The sequence below is a fragment of the Longimicrobium sp. genome (assembly GCA_036377595.1).
GTDB lineage: Bacteria > Gemmatimonadota > Gemmatimonadetes > Longimicrobiales > Longimicrobiaceae > Longimicrobium.
The window spans coordinates 1-16956 of sequence record DASUYB010000111.1 but is presented as its reverse complement, the minus strand read 5'-3'; the positions used below and the strand labels follow the sequence as shown (position 1 = coordinate 16956).

13 protein-coding genes and 4 tRNA genes are annotated in these 16956 nt (G+C 70.8%); 3 read left to right on the top strand and 14 right to left on the bottom strand.

Going from position 1 to position 16956, the window contains the following annotated elements:
- Positions 1 to 84 precede the first annotated feature (84 nt).
- The 7 genes from lipB to VF092_20050 all read right to left on the bottom strand — a co-directional run bounded on the left by lipB (position 85) and on the right by VF092_20050 (position 8951).
- A complete protein-coding gene (lipB, locus tag VF092_20080; protein ID HEX6749601.1) occupies positions 85 to 768 on the bottom strand; it encodes a lipoyl(octanoyl) transferase LipB in 684 nt (227 codons plus the stop codon).
- Between the two features lie 71 nt (positions 769 to 839).
- Positions 840 to 1559, bottom strand: a complete 720-nt coding sequence (locus VF092_20075; GenBank protein HEX6749600.1) for a Bax inhibitor-1 family protein — start codon at positions 1557 to 1559, stop codon at positions 840 to 842.
- Positions 1560 to 1992: 433 nt separating this feature from the next.
- On the bottom strand, positions 1993 to 3444 hold the full coding sequence (locus tag VF092_20070) for a dihydrolipoamide acetyltransferase family protein (protein ID HEX6749599.1): 1452 nt from the start codon (positions 3442 to 3444) through the stop codon (positions 1993 to 1995).
- Positions 3445 to 3574: 130 nt separating this feature from the next.
- Complete coding sequence (locus VF092_20065) at positions 3575 to 4609, bottom strand: alpha-ketoacid dehydrogenase subunit beta (GenBank protein HEX6749598.1); 1035 nt, start codon at positions 4607 to 4609, stop codon at positions 3575 to 3577.
- The gene (locus VF092_20060) at positions 4610 to 5689 is read right to left on the bottom strand and encodes a thiamine pyrophosphate-dependent dehydrogenase E1 component subunit alpha (GenBank protein ID HEX6749597.1); all 1080 of its coding nucleotides are present in this window, start codon (positions 5687 to 5689) and stop codon (positions 4610 to 4612) included. It abuts the gene before it with no gap.
- 215 nt (positions 5690 to 5904) lie between these two features.
- The gene (mrdA, locus tag VF092_20055) at positions 5905 to 7827 is read right to left on the bottom strand and encodes a penicillin-binding protein 2 (protein ID HEX6749596.1); all 1923 of its coding nucleotides are present in this window, start codon (positions 7825 to 7827) and stop codon (positions 5905 to 5907) included.
- A 302-nt stretch (positions 7828 to 8129) separates the two neighbouring features.
- Complete coding sequence (locus tag VF092_20050; GenBank protein ID HEX6749595.1) at positions 8130 to 8951, bottom strand: nucleotidyltransferase domain-containing protein; 822 nt, start codon at positions 8949 to 8951, stop codon at positions 8130 to 8132.
- Positions 8952 to 9243: 292 nt separating this feature from the next.
- On the opposite strand from VF092_20050, the gene VF092_20045 reads away from it, so the two are divergent.
- Positions 9244 to 10263, top strand: coding sequence for a hypothetical protein (locus VF092_20045; GenBank protein HEX6749594.1), 1020 nt, complete (start codon positions 9244 to 9246; stop codon positions 10261 to 10263).
- A gap of 106 nt (positions 10264 to 10369) precedes the next feature.
- Here VF092_20045 and VF092_20040 read toward each other — a convergent pair whose 3' ends face one another.
- From VF092_20040 to VF092_20030, 3 genes are all read right to left on the bottom strand, one after another.
- Positions 10370 to 11668 (bottom strand): S41 family peptidase, encoded by a 1299-nt coding sequence (locus VF092_20040; protein HEX6749593.1) that lies wholly within the window; start codon positions 11666 to 11668, stop codon positions 10370 to 10372.
- Between the two features lie 337 nt (positions 11669 to 12005).
- Positions 12006 to 12854, bottom strand: a complete 849-nt coding sequence (locus tag VF092_20035) for a L,D-transpeptidase (protein ID HEX6749592.1) — start codon at positions 12852 to 12854, stop codon at positions 12006 to 12008.
- A 113-nt stretch (positions 12855 to 12967) separates the two neighbouring features.
- A complete protein-coding gene (locus tag VF092_20030; protein HEX6749591.1) occupies positions 12968 to 13330 on the bottom strand; it encodes a hypothetical protein in 363 nt (120 codons plus the stop codon).
- A gap of 390 nt (positions 13331 to 13720) precedes the next feature.
- Here VF092_20030 and VF092_20025 point away from each other — a divergent pair, with 390 nt between their 5' ends.
- Positions 13721 to 14137, top strand: coding sequence for a hypothetical protein (locus tag VF092_20025; protein HEX6749590.1), 417 nt, complete (start codon positions 13721 to 13723; stop codon positions 14135 to 14137).
- A gap of 244 nt (positions 14138 to 14381) precedes the next feature.
- Here VF092_20025 and VF092_20020 read toward each other — a convergent pair.
- The 4 genes from VF092_20020 to VF092_20005 form a co-directional block, all read right to left on the bottom strand.
- Positions 14382 to 14455: transfer RNA gene (locus tag VF092_20020), tRNA-Val, on the bottom strand.
- Between the two features lie 90 nt (positions 14456 to 14545).
- Positions 14546 to 14618: transfer RNA gene (locus VF092_20015), tRNA-Glu, on the bottom strand.
- Between the two features lie 92 nt (positions 14619 to 14710).
- Positions 14711 to 14781, bottom strand: a tRNA-Cys gene (locus VF092_20010).
- 33 nt (positions 14782 to 14814) lie between these two features.
- Positions 14815 to 14887, bottom strand: a tRNA-Gly gene (locus VF092_20005).
- A gap of 183 nt (positions 14888 to 15070) precedes the next feature.
- Here VF092_20005 and VF092_20000 point away from each other — a divergent pair.
- Entirely contained in the window at positions 15071 to 16789 is a 1719-nt protein-coding gene (locus tag VF092_20000; GenBank protein ID HEX6749589.1) for a hypothetical protein, read from the top strand.
- Positions 16790 to 16956: the final 167 nt, after the last annotated feature.

Here is a 16956-nt window from a genome sequence, read left to right as displayed (position 1 = left end):
ACGCAGAGTCAGCAGGGTCAGCAGTTGAACAGCTGCAGTTCAACTGCTGACCCTGCTGACTCTGCGTGAGACTTTCTTTCTCTGTTATTCGGATGCGATGTGGCCGAAGACGCGCGCCATCTGCCGGACGACGGCCGCCTCCGCCTCGGCCAGCGCGACGTCGCGGCCGAGCTCGCCGGAGATGGAGCCCACGCCGTGGTCGCGGATGCCGCAGGGGATGATCGCGCCGAAGAAGCTGAGGTCGGTCGAGACGTTCAGCGCGAAGCCGTGGCTGGTGATCCATCCGCTGGACACGCGCACGCCGATGGCCGCCACCTTCCGGTCGCCCACCCACACGCCCGTCAGCCCCTCCTTCCGCCCGCCCTCGAGCCCGAACTCGCCCAGCACGCCGATCAGCACCTCCTCCAGGTCGCGGAGATAGCGATGGAGGTCCTGGCGGTCGGGCTTCAGGTCCAGGATCGGGTAGCCGACCAGCTGGCCGGGGCCGTGGTAGGTCACGTCGCCGCCGCGGCCGGTCTCGAACAGCTCGATCCCCCGCTCCGCCCGCTCCTCGGGCGTCACCAGCACGTTCTCCTCGTGCGCGCCGCTGCCCAGGGTGATGACGTGCGGGTGCTCCAGCAGCAGCAGCGTGTCGGGGACCTCGCCCGCGCGGCGCCGGGCCACGAGGTCGGCCTGCAGCGCCAGCGCGTCGCCGTACGAGATCAGCCCCAGCCGCCGCACGTCGAGCGGGCGCGCCGGGGCCGCGGATTCGGTGATGATGGTGCTCATGCGTGGAAATCAAGAAAGAGCGGGGCCCGGGCGCAACCCCGGGCCCCGCTCCTTCGCGTGGAGACGACGGTCTACCGGCGCGAGAAGATGCGCAGGATGTACCAGAACATCAGCGCCACTGACGCGAACAGCTCCAGCGCGGCGGAGACGTAGCGGTCTTCCGGGTAGGTGCGCAGGATCTTGCTGGTGCTGTAGAGGATGGTGGCGCCCGCGAACACCACCATCGCGAACGAGAAGAGCATCCCCAGCTGGAAGCCGAAGATCACGCTCCCCGCGATCAGCAGCAGCGCCGACACGCCGATCCAGCGCAGCATCCCGCCCATGAAGGTGAAGTCCTTGCCGGTGCTCATCGCGATCCCCGTCAGCGCGCCGAAGCCCACCAGCGTCAGCACCGCCGCGCTGGCGATGGCGCCCGGCGCGCTGAGCTCCGCGATCACCAGCAGCGGCACGAAGATGATGGCCTCGGCCAGCACGTAGCCGGCCAGCGCGCCGTACTGCGCGCCCTTCCCCGTGGCCCGCGCGGCGATCCCGGTGAAGAGCCACCCGGCCACCATGAAGCCACCCAGGACCAGCAGCCAGCTGGTGCCGAGCATCGCCTGCGCCATGGGGTAGGCCACGCCCGACTTGAAGAGCGCCACCTCGACCAGGGTGAACAGGACGATGGCGCCCAGCAGGTGCGCGTAGGTGCGCGTGACGAACTGCGCCCGCCGCGCGCTGTCGATCTCGGCCACGGGCCGCGGGGCCGCGTAGCCGTAATTCTGCTGCTGTCCGTAACTCGGCTGCTCGTACATGGGTGTTTCGTGGGAATGAGGGAGATGACGAGCGTGTCGGGAAGGAGTACACCGGACGGAGCATAAACGAGCCATCCCATGCGCGCAAGGCGATCGGCCGGATGCGCGGATGAAAAGTATGTGCCGGCACCGGTGTGGGGAGGGCGAATGAATTCGCTGCAACAACGACACGAAGTCCGCCTTCGCGGACTACAGGCTTTCGTGCCAACGAGGCATCGAAGCACGCGGCCTGGTCACGTGCAGGAACATCGCTCCTGTACCCGTCGCGAGCGCCGAAGCATGGGTCCGAACCGAGGCATGTAGTCCGCGAAGGCGGACTTCGTGTGGTTGTTGCCGCGGTTTCAACCGCCCGGCTCCATGGCGGAGTCCGCTCAAAAGCAGACGGCTCCGGGCCGAAGCCCGGAGCCGCCGCGATCTCCATCTCCGAAAGCGATCACGCCGTCTCGGGGAAGGTCTCCATCAGCTGCTTGACGCGGGCCAGGAACTGGTCGCCGTCGGCGCCGTTCACCAGGCGGTGGTCGTAGCCGAGGGAGATGTAGCCGCGCTTGCGGGGGACGATGGCGTGGTTGCCGTACTCGTCGCTGATCACCGCCGGGCGCATCTCCACCCCGCCCACGCCCAGGATGGCCACCTGCGGCTGGTTGATGATGGGGAAGCCGATCGTGGTCCCGAAGATCCCCGGGTTGGTGATGGTGAAGGTGCCGCCCTGGATCTCCTCGGGCTTCAGCTGCCGGTTGCGCGCGCGCGTGGCGATGTCGTTCACCCGCTTGGCCAGGCCCACGAGAGAGAGCTCGTCCGCGCCCTTGACCACGGGCACGATCAGCCCGTTGTCCATGGCCACCGCGATGCCGAGGTTCACGTCGGCGCGGTAGATGACCTGGTCGTTCGAGTAGCTGGCGTTGATCTTCGGGTGCTCGCGCAGCGCCCGCGCCACTGCCCACGCGATGAAGTGGGTGTAGGTGATCTTGACGCCCTGCTGCTCCCACGTGGCGCGGTTCTTCTTCCGCACGTGGTCGATGCGCGTGTAGTCGACCTCGAAGTACGAGTGCACGTGCGCCGACACCCGGCGCGACAGCACCATGTTCTGCGCGATGATCTGCGTGATGCGGTCCGCGGATTCGACCCGGTCGTCCGGCCCCGCCTTGACCTCGGGGTGATGGACGTGCGAGTAGAACTCGTCCCAGTCGAACGGCCCCTCGCCGCCGCCGGTGCGCGCGGGCGCGGCCGGGCGCTGGGTCGGCGTGCCCGTCCCGGCGGAGACGCCGACGACGGCCGGCGCGGCCTTCTGCTCCTCGACGTAGCGGAGGATGTCCTCCTTGGTCACCCGCCCCGCGCGCCCGGTCCCCTGCACCGCCGAGACCTCCACCCCGTGCTCCGCGGCGATCTTGCGCACCAGCGGCGTCGACCGGGTGCGCAGCCGCTCCTCCGCCGTCTGCGGGCCGCCGTTGGGCGACGCGCCGCCGCCCGCCTGCGCCGACTGCCCGGCCGACGCGGCCACCTTCGCGGGCGCGCCGCCGGCATTGGCCACCTCGCGCGCCTCGGGCGCGCCCACGGCCGCCTCGGGGAGCGTGGTCGGCTGCTCGCCGGGGACGGCGGCTGCCGGGTCGCTCGGCGCGGCGGCGGGGGCGGCGGCCATGGCGCCGGCCTCGGTCTCGATGAAGGCCACCACGGTGCCCACCTCCACCGTCTGCCCCTCGTTCACCACGATCTCGGCCAGCACGCCGGCCACGGGCGAGGGGATCTCGGCGTCGACCTTGTCGGTGGAGATCTCCATGATGGGCTCGTCGCGCTCCACGCGGTCGCCCACCTTCTTCCGCCAGACGGAGACGGTCCCCTCGGCGATCGACTCGCCCATCTGGGGCATCGGCACTTCGACTCGGGCCATGATTCGGCTCTCGTTTCGGATGTAGGTCGGAACGGAAGTCCTGAGTCCTAAGTCCTAAGTCCTAGGTCCTGAGTCGCAGAGCCAAGTCCCTGAGTTGACCACTTGGGACTCAGGACTTGGGACTATCAGTTCAGTACTTCGCCAGCCAGCGCGCCGCCTTCACGATGTCGTCGGTCTGCGGCAGGAAGTAGTCCTCCAGCGGCGGCGAGTAGGGGATCGGCGCGTCGATGGCCGTCACCCGCTGGATCGGCGCGTCCAGCCACTCGAACGCCTTCTCGCTCACCCGCATGGCGATCTCGCCCGCGATCCCGCCCGTGCGCGTGTCCTCGTGCACGATCAGCAGGCGGTTCGTCTTCTTCACGCTCGCCACGATCGCCTCGTCGTCCAGCGGCAAAATCGTGCGCAGGTCGATGATCTCCACGTCCAGCCCGTCTTCCTTCTCCAGCACCTCGGCCGCCTCGGCGCTCTTGTGCACCAGCGCCGCATAGGTCACGATCGTCAGGTCCTTCCCCTCGCGGTGCGTGCGCGCCTTGCCGATGGGAACCACGTAGTCCTCCTTCGGCAGCACCTCGCGCAGCTGGGGACGGCGGTAGAGCCACTTGTGCTCGAAGAAGAGCACCGGGTCGTCGTCGCGGATGGCGGCCTTGATCAGCCCCTTCGCGTCGTACGCCGTCGCCGGGTAGACGATCTTCAGGCCGGGGGTGTGGAAGAAGGCCGCCTCGGGGTTCTGCGAGTGGAAGGGCCCGCCGCGCACGTAGCCGCCGCTGGGCCCGCGGATCACCATCGGCACCGCGCCCGACCCACGGTAGCGGCTGGTGGCGACGTAGTTGGTGATCATGTCGTAGGCGCAGGCGATGAAGTCGATGAACTGCATCTCCACCACCGGGCGCATCCCCATGTGCGCCGCGCCGGCCGCCGCGCCGGTGAAGCCGATCTCGCTGATCGGCGTGTCGACCACGCGCAGGCTTCCGAAGGCGTCCAGCATCCCCTCGGTGACCTTGAAGGCGCCGCCGTAGACGCCGATGTCCTCGCCCATCAGGAACACGCGCTCGTCGCGCTCCATCTCCTCCCACAGCCCCTCGCGGATGGCCTCGAGCAGGGTGACGGGCTTTCCCTGCTCGGTCAGGCGGACGTGCTCGGGCTTGCTCTCAAGTGCGGTCGCCATTCAGGCCTTCACGGGGTCGGGTGGGGACAGCCGGTACCAGGGCGCGGCGACGGGTCCGTCCCCCGTCACGTCGGTGCGCGCCTCCTCGGCGTCCGGCAGCGGCGACGTTTCCGCCTGCGCGATCATCTCGTCCAGCTCGCGGTCGATCTCCGCGTCGATCGCCGCCAGCTCCTTCGTGCTCGCCCAGCCGTTCTGCGTGAGCGCCGCCACGTAGCGGTCGACGGGATCGTTGGTCGTGGCCCAGTGCTCGATCTCCGCCGGGTCCATGTACGTCTGCGCGTCGTGCTGCGCGTGCCCCTTGCGGCGGTAGGTCTGCACCTCGATCAGCGTCACCCCGCCGCCGGCGCGCGCGCGATCCACCGCCTTCTTCGCCACGCCGTAGACGGCCAGCATGTCGTTGCCGTCCACCTGCTCGGCCGCCGCGCCGTAGCCCGCCGCCTTGGCCGCGAACGACCTGGCCGCGGTCTGCATGCGCGTGGGGGTGGAGTACGCCCAGCCGTTGTTCTCGACGACGACGACGAGCGGCAGCTTCTGCACGGCGGCGAAGTTGATCCCCTCGTGGAACGCGCCGGTCGACGTCGCCCCGTCGCCGATGTAGACCATCCCGACGCGGTCCTCGCCGCGCTGCCTGAAGGTGAGCGCGACGCCCGCCATCACCGGCACCAGGTCGCCCAGCGGGCTGATCTGCCCGATGAACCCCCGGTCGAAGTCGGTGAAGTGGATGTTCAGCTCCTTGCCGCGCGCGGGGCTGTCGCCCTTGGCCATGTACTGGCGCACCACCTCGTCGGGGCGCGCGCCGATGGTCAGCATCGACCCCAGGTTGCGGATCAGCGGGGAGAGGACGTCGCCGGTGCCGTCGTCGCGCCGGCGCAGCGCGTAGGCGCTGGCGACGGACTCGCCCTCCTGCCCCAGCGAGCGGAACAGGCCGCCCACCACCTTCGACTGCTTGAAGAGCAGCTCCAGCTTCTCCTCGAGCGCGCGGGTGAGCCGCACCAGCCGGTACATCTCCAGCAGCTGCGCGCGCTCCAGCCCGTGGGGGATGGCCGCGGCCGCCCGCTTCGTCGGCGTTCGATTCGCCATGCCTCTTGCCAAAATCGGTGGCCCGCGCGAGCCGCTGCCCGGGCGGGAGAAGCGTGACAACTTGGGGGATCGGCGCCGGACGCGTCAAGCGAAGGGACAGAAGTGCGTAAGTGCATGAGTGCGGAGGTGCGTCGGTTCCGCGCCGACGTCGCTCTCGCCCGAACCAACGCACTCACGCACTTCCGCACTCACGCACTTCCGCACTCACGCACTCGTCAGCTGCGCGACCCGGGCCGCTCCTCGCGCTGCTTGCCGGCGTTCGAGGCCGTCGCCATCGCGGCGGGAACCAGGATGCGGCCGGCCGGGTCGAAGCCGCCCACCTTGCCGGCGCGGATCCGCTCGCCCCAGGTGGGGATCGGGTCGAACGGGTGCCCGTGGCGGCGGTCCAGGTAGAAGTTGGCGATCTTCGAGGCCAGCGGCGCCGCAGCGTCGCCGTGCAGCCCGTGCTCCACGATCACCGCCACCACGATCTCCGGCGCCCCGTTCGGGATCCCCGCGAAGCCCACGAACCACCCGTGGTCGGGGCCCTGCGGGTTCTGCGCCGTCCCCGTCTTCCCGTACAGCTTGTAGCGCGCCAGCGACGACTGCACCGCCGTGCCGTCCTCCTCCGTCACCAGCTGCAGCCCCGCCCAGATGTTGGTGAGCTGCTCCGGCGTCAGCCCCGTGTCGATGTTCGGCTTGCGGTTCTTCAGCGAGTCGATGTCCACCAGGTGAGGCGGCACCCCGCGCCCGTTCCCCGCGATGGCGGCGTAGAAGCTCGCCATGTTCAGCACCGTCTGCGAGTTGGGCCCCTGCCCGATGGCCAGGTACATCACGTCCGACGGCTGCGCGGGGACGCCGAAGTGGGGCTTGTACCACGCCGAGCTGGTCGGGAAGGTGGGGCTGACCTCCGCCGGCAGGTCCACCCCGGTGCGGTGGCCGAAGCCGATGCGGGTGCCCAGCTTGGCCAGGTTGTCGAGCCCGATGCGGATCCCCACCTGGTAGAAGTAGACGTTGCACGACTTCTCGATCGCGTGCGCCAGGTCCAGGTAGCCGTGCCCCGCGTGGTACCAGCACCGCGAGTAGCGCCCCGCGTACGCCATCCCCCCGGTGCAGGGGATGGGCATCCGCGTGTCCTTGTTGAGGATCCCCAGCCGCACACCCATCACCGCCGTGGCCGTCTTGAAGGTCGAGGCGGGAGGATAGATGGCGGTGATCGTCCGGTTCAGCAGCGGCTTGTTGGGATCGGTGTTCAGCGCCCGCCACAGGTCCGGCGGGATGCGTCCCACGAACGCGTTGGGGTCGAAGGTGGGATGGCTGTACATCGCCAGGATCTCGCCGGTGGACGGCATCATGGCCACCACGGCGCCCTTCATGGTGTCGGGGAAGATCTGGTGGATGTACTCCTGCAGCCGCACGTCCAGCGTCAGCCGCAGCGGCCTGCCGGGCTCGGGATCGAGCGCGGGGATGGAGGCGCGGGGGTTCACCACGCGCCCCTTCGCGTCCACCTCCACGTAGCGCGCGCCGTCGATGCCGCGCAGCGTGCTCTCGTACTCCTTCTCGATCCCGAACTGGCCGATCAGCTGCCCCTGCTTGTACCCCGCCTCGCGGTAGCGGCGCGAGTTCAGCTGCTCGCGGGTGATCTCGGTGACGTAGCCCGCCACGTGCCCGATGGCCGCGCCGGCCGGGTAGTAGCGCATCGGGCGCTCCACCACCATCAGGTTGGGGAACGCGGCGCGGCGCTCCTCGATGGCGGCGGCCTGCGAGTAGGTGGCGCGGTTGGTCACCTCCAGCAGGTCGTGCGGGCGGCGGTTGCGCGCCGCCATCAGCCGGTCGATGTCGCTCCCCGCCAGCCCCACGAACGGCGCCAGGTCCCTCAGCGTCTGCAGGATCACCAGGCTGTCGCCGGGGAGGAGCTGCACCGTGTACGAGGTGATGCTGGTGGCCACCACCTCGCCATTGCGGTCCAGGATGGTGCCGCGCGGCGCGGGGATGACGATGGGGCGCAGGCGGTTCTCGCGCGCCTTCGCCTCGTAGGTGCGGCCCGCCACCACCTGCGTGGAGAAGAACGCGGTCAGCAGCACGCTCACCACGAAGGTGATGACGAACGCCAGCACATGCACGCGCCGCTGGCGCATGTCCGTCTGGAAAAGCTTCATCCTGGGTGTCGGCAGTCAGCCGGATTCAGGGAAATCGCGGACGTGGGTCGCGGACGGAAACGTGCAAGTCCCGCGCCCCGGCCCTCACCCCAAAATCGGGCCGCGGCGTGACGAACGAACGTCACACCTCGACCCGATTTTCGACCTCTCCCAAACTGCTGGGAGAGGTAACTGCGACAACGGCTTAACGCGATCCGGCTCCGCTGTTTTCCCCCTTCTCCCTGCAGTTGGGGAGAAGAGGGTTGGGGGGATGAGGGGCCCGGCGCGAAGCGCCCCAACCGAGCCTCGGATCTGCCTCTTTGTCAGCCCTCCACGGCGTCGCGCAACTCGCGGCCGAGCGCAATCACCAGCGCGCGCAGTGCTTCCACCGCGCGGGCCGCGGCGCCGAGCCCGCCGGGCGGTGGGGAGACGGGACCATCCCCGTCGCGGCCGTGGGGGCCAAAGGACGCCGCGGCCCAGCGCAGCACGGGCTCCACCTCCGGCGGCGGGCGGTGCCGCGCGGCGAACGCGGCGACCGCCTCCGCGCGGCGCGGGCGCGTGACGCCGTCGAGCAGCAGGGCGGCCGTGCACATCCGCACCAGGTCGTCGCGGATGCGCCGCGCGGCGACCTGCGGCTCCCCCGCGTCGCAGGCTTCGGCGACCTCCTCGCTTCCCTCTTCGACGCGGTCGAGCAGCGCGGACGCGCCGAAGAGCGCGTCGTCGGGCGTGTAGCCGATCCCCACCGGCGGCGCGTCCGGCGGCCACAGGGGGATGCCGTCGTCGAGCGCGTCGACCAGCATGGGCGTGCGGCGGCCTCGCTCCAGGTCGACCAGCGAGACGGACCAGACGGTGACGGGGACACCGGTATCCTCCGCCACCTCGTCGGCGATCCACTCGGCGATGCCGGCCTGCGGCTCGCGTTCCGGCGGCAGCGCGCGGAAGACGAGGAGCACGTCGAGGTCCGAGTCCGGCCGCCCATCGCCGCGCGCGCGGGAGCCGAAGAGGAACGCGCGCCACAGCTCCGCCGGCACCGCCACGCGCACGCGCCGCACCAGCTCCATCGCCGCCGCGTGCTCGCGCGGCGAGAGGAGCCGCTCGAGCGGAGCGGCGGCATGCGCCCGGATACGATCTCCCTGTCCCCTCATTCCCCTGACCGATGTGCATCGACGCCTGACAGGCGGCGCAAACGGCATTCCGGCAGAGATTCATTGCGGTGAACCGCCTTCGAGAGGGGAGAGCGCCTTACCGTCCGCGACGCAGGATCAGGCGCCTTGTAGCCGCACCCCGGCGGCACTATCGTGCGGACTGGCGGCGCCCTCGTCGAGGCGAGGGCGCCCGTTCGGCATGCGCATCCCTTTCGCGATCGGCCTCTACCCTCTCTCCAGCAGCGACCCGGTGACGTAACCCTCCAGAATCTCCATTCGCAGGGAGGCACTGATGATGGTTCACCTTTCGCAGCCCGTCATCGTCGCACTGATCGGCCTCGGCGGCATCGTCATTCAGTCCACGGCCGAGCTGATCAAGCACGTCCTCCAGAGCCGCCGCGAGCGCACGGGCGGTGTGCCGCCGACGCCACGCCCCGGCCGCCCATCCGTCCCCAAGCTGGCGATCTTCGCGCTCCTGCTCCTGATGGCGGTGGTCGGCGGCGGCGTGGCCGTGTTCGGCCGCGGCACCCCTGCCACCGAGCTGCGCATCACCTACCCTCGCGACAGTGCGCAGGTGGAGATGCGGGAGATGATCCGCGGGACCTCCCGGGGACTTCGGGGCCGCGACTCCGTGTGGGTGGTCGTGTACATCCCCGATCTCGAGAGCTACTTCCCGCAGCGAGGCGCCGCGACCGTGCAGGCCGACGGTGTGTGGAACGCGCCGGTCCAGATCGGCGCCGAGGACGAAGGGAGCCGCGCCTTCGACATCCTCGTGGTGACCGCCGACCGCAACGCGCGAGCCGCGTTCCACCGCTACCTCGAGCAAGTCCCCCGCGAGGGTCACTGGGAGGGACTGAAGGAACTGCCTCGCGGCGTGGTGCCGCACCACCGGGCGACCGTCAGCCGCGCGAGCACCCCCTCGGTATCCCGCGATCCCGAGGGGCACCGAGTCTTCGTCTCTCCGTCGGGGGGATTCTCCATCCGTGAGGAGCCGGAGGTGGGGCGCGGACGGCTGACGGTTTACGACCGGGCGGGCGGCAAGGTCGCGCGGGTCAAGGTGACGCAGCACTCCGGGGGAGACTTCGCCAACGACATCAAGGCCGTCGCGTGGAGCGCGGATGAGCGGCGCTTCGGTGTGATGTACCACGAGAGTGGCGCGGGGCACGTCTCCATCGTCGACCTCGACGCGAAGCGGGAGATAGGCTGGATCCCCGTCGACAGCACCTACCACCGTCTCGGATTCTTGGGGAACGGGACACTGGTGGTCAACGGCAGGCGGATCGCCGTCGCGGAGCGGATCGTCTCACCCTAGCAGAGAATCCGCACGGGAGTGATCCATTCTTCCCACGCCGGCGGGCGGACCTGTCCGGGTCCGCGGCGCCTGCTCTTTCTCTTCCTGACCTACTTCTGACGGTTGATCATCGTTCTGTCCCCTGGTGCTGCGCCTTCAGGATCTCCATCGCGCGCTCCAGGCCGGGGTCGCGGCCGGCGCGGAGGTCGTCGCGGGTGAAGGTGGGGACGGCTACGGTGGCCGGAATCCCCGGCCCGTCGAAGCTCTTCCCGTCGTCGGTGAGGAACAGCTCGTTCGGGAGGCCGAAGCGCCACCCGTTCGGCAGGGTGCGCCCGAGCACGTCGGAGAAGACGCCCTGCGTGTTCTCGCCCACGCGCTCGACGGCGGGGCGGCGGCCCATCAGCGCCTGGGTGAACGTCTCGGCGGCGCTCACGCTGTAGCGGCTGGTCAGCTCCACGACGGGCCCGCGCCACCCCGGCCGCGCGCCGGGGCGGACGACGCTGGGCTGCGGCGCCGTCCGCTTCGCCGGGTCGTCGGGGTCGCTGCGGGCCACCTTCGCGTACGCCGTGTACGGCTCCGTCGCCAGCCGCGACGCGATGGCCAGCCCCAGCGGGTCGGCGCCGCCGCCGTTCACGCGCACGTCGATCACCACCCCGCGCCACCCGCGCGTGTCGGCGAAGACGGTGTCGAGCGCCGCGTTCAGCGCGTTCTCCCAGCTCGCGTAACCGCCTTCGCGCACGTAGCCGAAGAACGAGCCGATGCGCAGGTAGGCGATGGAATCGGGGAGCATCCCGAAGTGGATCTGCCCGTTGGCGAAGGCGTGCGGCGCCGCGCGCAGGTAGCGCGTGTCGACGATCTCGCGGATGCGCGCGCGTCCCGAATCGCCCACGGGATACGGGTCCTCGCGGCTGCCGCTGAAGCCCATGTGCAGATCCGGCGCGACGAGGAAGGTGTGCGCGTCGCGCAGGCTGGCCAGGATCTCCCTCAGGATGCCGAACAGCTCCTGCGGCGACGCCGAGGCCGCGCGCGGGGCGTAGGTGCGGCGCACGGCCTCCCAGTCCACGCCCCTGTCGGCGAAGAAGGGATAGTGCTCGCGGAAGGTCTGCCAGAAGACGTCGAACACGGCCGCCGCGTCCTTCGCCGGCGGCTGGCCGCAGCGCGCGGGGAGCGCGTCGGCGCGGCGCATAACCCGCTCCGACGCGGCGCCGTCGATGTGCAGGCGCCGCTCGCCGCCGGGACCGGGGCGCAGCGAGAAGGTGAACGGCGCGTCGTCGAGGGTGAAGACGGGCTCGTCCGCGCTCCCGCCGGTGCGGTGCGCGCCGAAGCCGGGGAGGCAGCTGACCGACGTGATCTCGTAGGTGCGCAGCGAGTCGCCGGCGATGCGCACGCCCATCCCGTACCCCTCCGTCCGCCAGACGCCGTCCACCGGCGCCTGCGCGAGAAGGGGCGACGAGCAGATCGCAGCTGCGGCTAAGCCGCCAAGATGCATGAGTTTAAAGCGTGACATCGGAAGATTCGCCGGGGGTGATGGACGAACCAGCAACAGGACGAAATCCGGTACGATCTTCGCGGCGCACCGGTTTCGTCGAATCGCCGCGATCGTGACCACGCTACGAGTCCGCGAAGGCGGACTGTGTGTCGTCGTAGCCGCGAGTTCACTCGCATCGTCGCGAGTATCCCCCAAACGCATCGCACCCACCCACAAACAACCGCGGGGCGGACCCTGAGGCCCGCCCCGCGGCGAATCACCCTCTCCCGAAATCTTATCGCCCGGCCGCGACCGGCTCTCCGGCGGGGCGGAGGCCGGCGAACGCCTCGGCCAGCGGCACCTTGAACATCGTCCGGCTGGCGGCCGCCTGCGCAAGCACCTGGCGCACCGCGTCGCGGTCGATGCTCGACGCGTCGTAGCCCGCGGCGAGCAGCGCCTGGATCACGCCCTCGGTGTGGATGCGGTTGCGGTCGTAGATGTCGCGGTAGATGCGCAGCTCGCCGTCGCGGACGATGATGGGGTCGTAGCGGATCACCAGCGGCACCGGCGTGGCGATGCGCGCCCAGCGCGTCTGGCCGGGGCGCGCCAGCAGCCGCGTGATCTCCTGCGCGCCCACCGTCCCGCCGTTGCGCGCGTGGATGATGCGCGCCAGCTCGATCACGTCCGGGTTCATCATGCGGATGCACCCGTGCGACGCCGGCGTGCCGATGTCGCGCACGTGCGGCGAGCCGTGGATGTAGTACAGCGGCGCGAAGAAGAGCTTCACCCGCCCCATCGGGTTGTTCGGCCCCGGCGGGGTGACGTGATCGTCGCGCGCCCACGCGCGCCCCGGCGGCGGCCGCCACCACGGGTTCCACTCCGCCTGGGCGATGGTGAACTGCCCGTCGGGCGTGTCGTGCCCCGGCATCCCGACGGAGACGCGGTAGATCCTGATGATGCTGTCGCCGTCGTACAGCCGCAGCCGGTTCTCGGGGATGTTGATGTCGATGCGCAGCGCCGACACCGGCGCGGGCGTCGCGGGGGCCGGCGCCGCGGGCTGTGCCGGGGCGGGCGTCTGCGCCTGCGCGCGCGGCGCGAGCGCGGCCGCGAGCGAGAGCGTGGCTGCCAGGGTGCGGATCTTCACGTCAGGCGGGGAAGGTCGCAGGGTGGCGGGTGCCCGCGCCGGCGGGAGGGCGGTGCCGACGCGTGACGAATCTTAATACCGTGAAAGCGGTTACGGCAATCCGGGCGTACGCGTCACGGGATGAAGCGGTTGTCGCACCGGGTGCAGAGGAAGGTCGAGTCCCACTCCTCGAGCAGCCCCGGGTAGACATGCCGGTTCCACGTCGACTCCGAAACCGCCACGGAAGCCACGGCCACGAGGAGGAGGAGGATGACGACCAGGGCGATCGCGGTCACGCCCGGGCTGCCGACGCTCGCGCTGACGAGGAGCAGGGCGACAGCGGCCACGCCGCCGGCCACCTCGGCCGCCGCGGCGGAGTCCCTCATCGCCGGTGGTGCCGCGCCCAGCGAGAGCAGCGACCGCGACGAGGCGACGACATCGGCGCCGGCCGTGATCCGCGTCGTTCCCTCGCGGTAGACCAGCGACAGCTTGCGCACCTCCGTGCTCCCGCACCGCGGACACGCCAGCCGCGGCGCGACCGCCGCCTGTGCGTGCCCGGCGTCGGGCAACGCAGGCGCGAGCGCCGGAGCCGCGGCGAGTGCGTTCGGCCGGCCACACTCCGGGCACGCGGGCGCGGCGTCGGAGTGGCGCTTTTCGCAGTCGGGGCAGGTGACGAGCGGCATGAAGATCACCCTCAGCGAACACACGGCGAACCGAGGCGGGGCACCGCTTCCAAAACTATGGGCAAGCGCCGATCGCGCCAATGCTCCGCCCATCTCGTGTCCCAGGAGGGCGCGGCCGACGACCCGGGGCATGGCGGAAACCACCGGGGCCGAGCATCGTAGAGTCTCCAGTCCCGTCGTCGGAACTCACACTCGAGGATCGCCATGAAGGCTCGATTCACCGCGGCGCGCCTGGCCATCACAGCCGCGGCCGTGCTCGCGCTGGCGCTGCCCGCGCGCGCCGCGGCGCAGCAGACCCCCGCCCCGCCCGCGCAGGCCGCCGCGCCGAAGGACCTGCCGCTCACCGCCGAGCAGCGCCAGGCGTACGTCGGCACCTACGACGTCAGCCGCCCCGACGGGGAGAAGGTGACGCTGCGCATCTTCGAGGAAGACGGCGTGCTGAAGGGGCAGCCGTCCGACAACCCGACGGAGGTGAAGCGCCTGATGTACCAGGGCGACAACGTCTTCGTCCCCGAGGGCGTGCCGATGACCCTCGCCTTCACCGTGGTGGACGGCCGCGCGACGAAGTTCACCTTCACCCAGCGCGACGGCGAGCCGCACGAGGCCGTCCGCGCCCCGTGACCAGCCTCGATCCTGAACGCAACCGCCCTCCGCGGATCGCATCCGTGGGGCGTTCGGCACCACTGGCGTGGCCTACCAGATCCTGAAAAAGACTTGATCTCACGCAGAGTTAGCAGAGTCAGCAGAGATAACGGCTGCGGTCCATCTGCTGACTCTGCTAACTCTGCGTGAGCCTATTGTTTTCATTGGTGCCCACACGCAAAAAGCCCCGCCGCGAATGAATCGCGGCGGGGCTTCGGTTGAGTGGTCGATCAGGGACTCGAACCCCGGACCTCTCGCATGTGAGGCGAGCGCTCTAACCAGCTGAGCTAATCGACCGTTATCGCGGGCCGGTTTGCACCGCGCCCGCGCCGAGGGGTGGGCTGCTGCCTGCGGGGCCCTGACCCTTTTTCCCCCAGATTTCTCAAGTACCCCGTAGGGGAATCGAACCCCTGTTTACGCCGTGAGAGGGCGTTGTCCTAGGCCACTAGACGAACGGGGCGTGGCGCTGCAAGAGCCTCTAAAAATACCGGCTCGACCTGCTTTTGTCAACCGCTCCGGGCCGTCCGGACGGACCCGGGCACTCCCTGCGAGAGGCGCCGCCCGGATTCGAACCGGGGGTGGAGGATTTGCAGTCCTCTGCCTTACCACTTGGCTACGGCGCCGGGATGCTGCGCTGACGGCAGCGGGCGCTACAGAGCGGGCAACCGGGCTCGAACCGGCGACCTCAACCTTGGCAAGGTTGCGCTCTACCAACTGAGCTATGCCCGCGTTTCGGAACCGCAAATGTATCCCTTCCACCCCCATGGGTCAACCCCTCGGAGCGGTCCAAACCGCGGATTAGCGGCCCGTGAGGCGCCCTCCGCGCGCGTTGACACGGCCCCCGCGCCGCGCTAGCGTCCCACGCTCTCGCGCCCGCGGCCGGCGGGCGGACGACACGCACCCCGCCCCGCCTTGACGACACCATTCCGCACCGCCGCCGGCGCGCTCCTGCTCCTGGCCGCAGCCTTTCCCGCACGCGCCCGCGCCCAGGGCGAGGACGCGCGCGTACTTCCGCGCGGATACGTGGAGCTGCGCGGCGCGGGGTTCTACACGCAGTTCAACTCGCGCTTCGGCGACGGCGGCAGCGAGCCGTTCGGCGCCACCTTCTCGGCCCAGCTGCAGCCGCTGGCGGAGCGGCTGTTCGCGCCGATCGTGCCCCCGCTGCAGACGGCGCTTTCCGGCTTCTTCACCGGCACCGCGGGCGACGTGCAGAACCCCGTCACCCCCGACGCGGTGACGGGCGGCACGGTGGACGCGCGGCTGGCGGGCGACTTCCGCCGCGCACCGTTCACCCTCTCGTACGGCCTGTCCAGCCGCATCATGGTGGGGGTGACGGTGCCGATGGAGCGCAACGCCACCTCCGTCTCCGCGCTGTTCCTGACCGGCGGCAACGTGGGGATCAACCCCGCCGCCACGGCCAACGCGGCGGTGCTCTCGCAGATCTCCGCGACGTACGCCGCGCTGGGCAACTCGGCGTTCCTTCCCGTGACGGGAACGCCGGCGGCGGAGGAGCTGCAGCGGCGGGTGCGGGCGCTCACCGACGGCGACTCGCTGCAGCTGCCGGCGCGCGCGGTGAACCTGACCGAGCTGCTGGGGATCGAGGCGCTGGCCGGGGAGCTCGACGCCGAGGAGCGCGCGGCGCTGGCATCGATCTCCGCCGCCACGCCGTTCCACCTGGGTGACATCGAAGTGGGCGCGCGCATCCAGCTGGTGAACGGGGTGCGCGGCTATCCCGTCGCCGACACGGCGAATCCGAAGGGGTTCCGCTCCACGCTGGCGGTGAGCGTGCGGCTTCCCACGGCGTCGCGCGCCGACACCTTCTTCCTGCTGCAGCTGCCGCGCGACCAGGGGCATTTCGGCGTCTCGGCCGACCTGCACAACGACTGGTTCCTGGCGCGGAAGTTCTGGGTCACCGCGTCGGCCGGCTACACGCAGCTGCTGCCGGCCGACGTGCTGCGCCGCCCCTTTTCGGCCGACCGCCCGTTCCCCAGCGACAGCGCCACGCCGCTGCGCACGCTCCGCCGCGAGCCGGGCGCGCGCTTCCGGGCCTCGCTCACGCCGCGCTACCGGCTGACGCGGGAGATGAGCTTCGCCGCGGCGTACGCGTTCGAGCACGGCGGGGCGACCACGTACACCGCGCAGGACGAGCTGGGCGAGGTGCTGCTGGGGCCGGTGGAGACGACGGAGGCGTGGACGGCGCACTACGTGGGGCTGGGCGCGGCGTACAGCACCATCCAGGCGTTCCTGGAGGGGAAGACGCCGATCCCGATCGAGTTCTCGCTCCAGTACCGCAACGCCTTCGCGGGAAGCGGGTTCGCGGCGCACTCGGGAACGGTGGAGGTGGGCGGCCGCGTCCTGTACCAGCTGTTCGGCCGGCCGCGGCGCCCGCGCGCGGACACCACCGCCACGGACACGGCGCGCGCGCTCCCCGCGCCGCCTGCGCCGCCCGCCGCCCCGCCCGGCGTGGTGACGCCGCCCGGCGAGCGCCCGACGGTCACCCCGTCCGGCGAGCGGCCGCCCTCGCCGCCGCCGGGCGCACCGCCGCCCGGCCAGCCCGCGCAGCCGAACCCGCGCCCGGTGCCGCCGCCTCCGCCGCCCCCGCCGCCGACCAGCGTGCCGCCGCCGGAGTAGGCCCCCTCATCCCCCCGACCCCCTTCTCCCGAACTGCAGTAGAAGGGGGAGACCTCAGCGCGGGGAGAGGCTTCGGCGCGAGCGGGGAGGCCCGGCGCGGCCGCGGATGGCCCCCTCCCCCGGCCCCTCCCCCGCTTCGCAGGGGAGGGGAGAACTGCAAAAGAGGA

Coding starts and splice junctions, on each gene's coding strand:
- VF092_20025 (HEX6749590.1), top strand. CDS start 13,721: ATGAAGGCTCGATTCACCGCGGCGCGCCTGGCCATCACAGCCGCGGCC.
- VF092_20075 (HEX6749600.1), bottom strand. CDS start 1,559: ATGTACGAGCAGCCGAGTTACGGACAGCAGCAGAATTACGGCTACGCG.
- VF092_20065 (HEX6749598.1), bottom strand. CDS start 4,609: ATGGCGACCGCACTTGAGAGCAAGCCCGAGCACGTCCGCCTGACCGAG.
- mrdA (HEX6749596.1), bottom strand. CDS start 7,827: ATGAAGCTTTTCCAGACGGACATGCGCCAGCGGCGCGTGCATGTGCTG.
- VF092_20050 (HEX6749595.1), bottom strand. CDS start 8,951: ATGAGGGGACAGGGAGATCGTATCCGGGCGCATGCCGCCGCTCCGCTC.
- lipB (HEX6749601.1), bottom strand. CDS start 768: ATGAGCACCATCATCACCGAATCCGCGGCCCCGGCGCGCCCGCTCGAC.
- VF092_20045 (HEX6749594.1), top strand. CDS start 9,244: ATGATGGTTCACCTTTCGCAGCCCGTCATCGTCGCACTGATCGGCCTC.
- VF092_20060 (HEX6749597.1), bottom strand. CDS start 5,689: ATGGCGAATCGAACGCCGACGAAGCGGGCGGCCGCGGCCATCCCCCAC.
- VF092_20070 (HEX6749599.1), bottom strand. CDS start 3,444: ATGGCCCGAGTCGAAGTGCCGATGCCCCAGATGGGCGAGTCGATCGCC.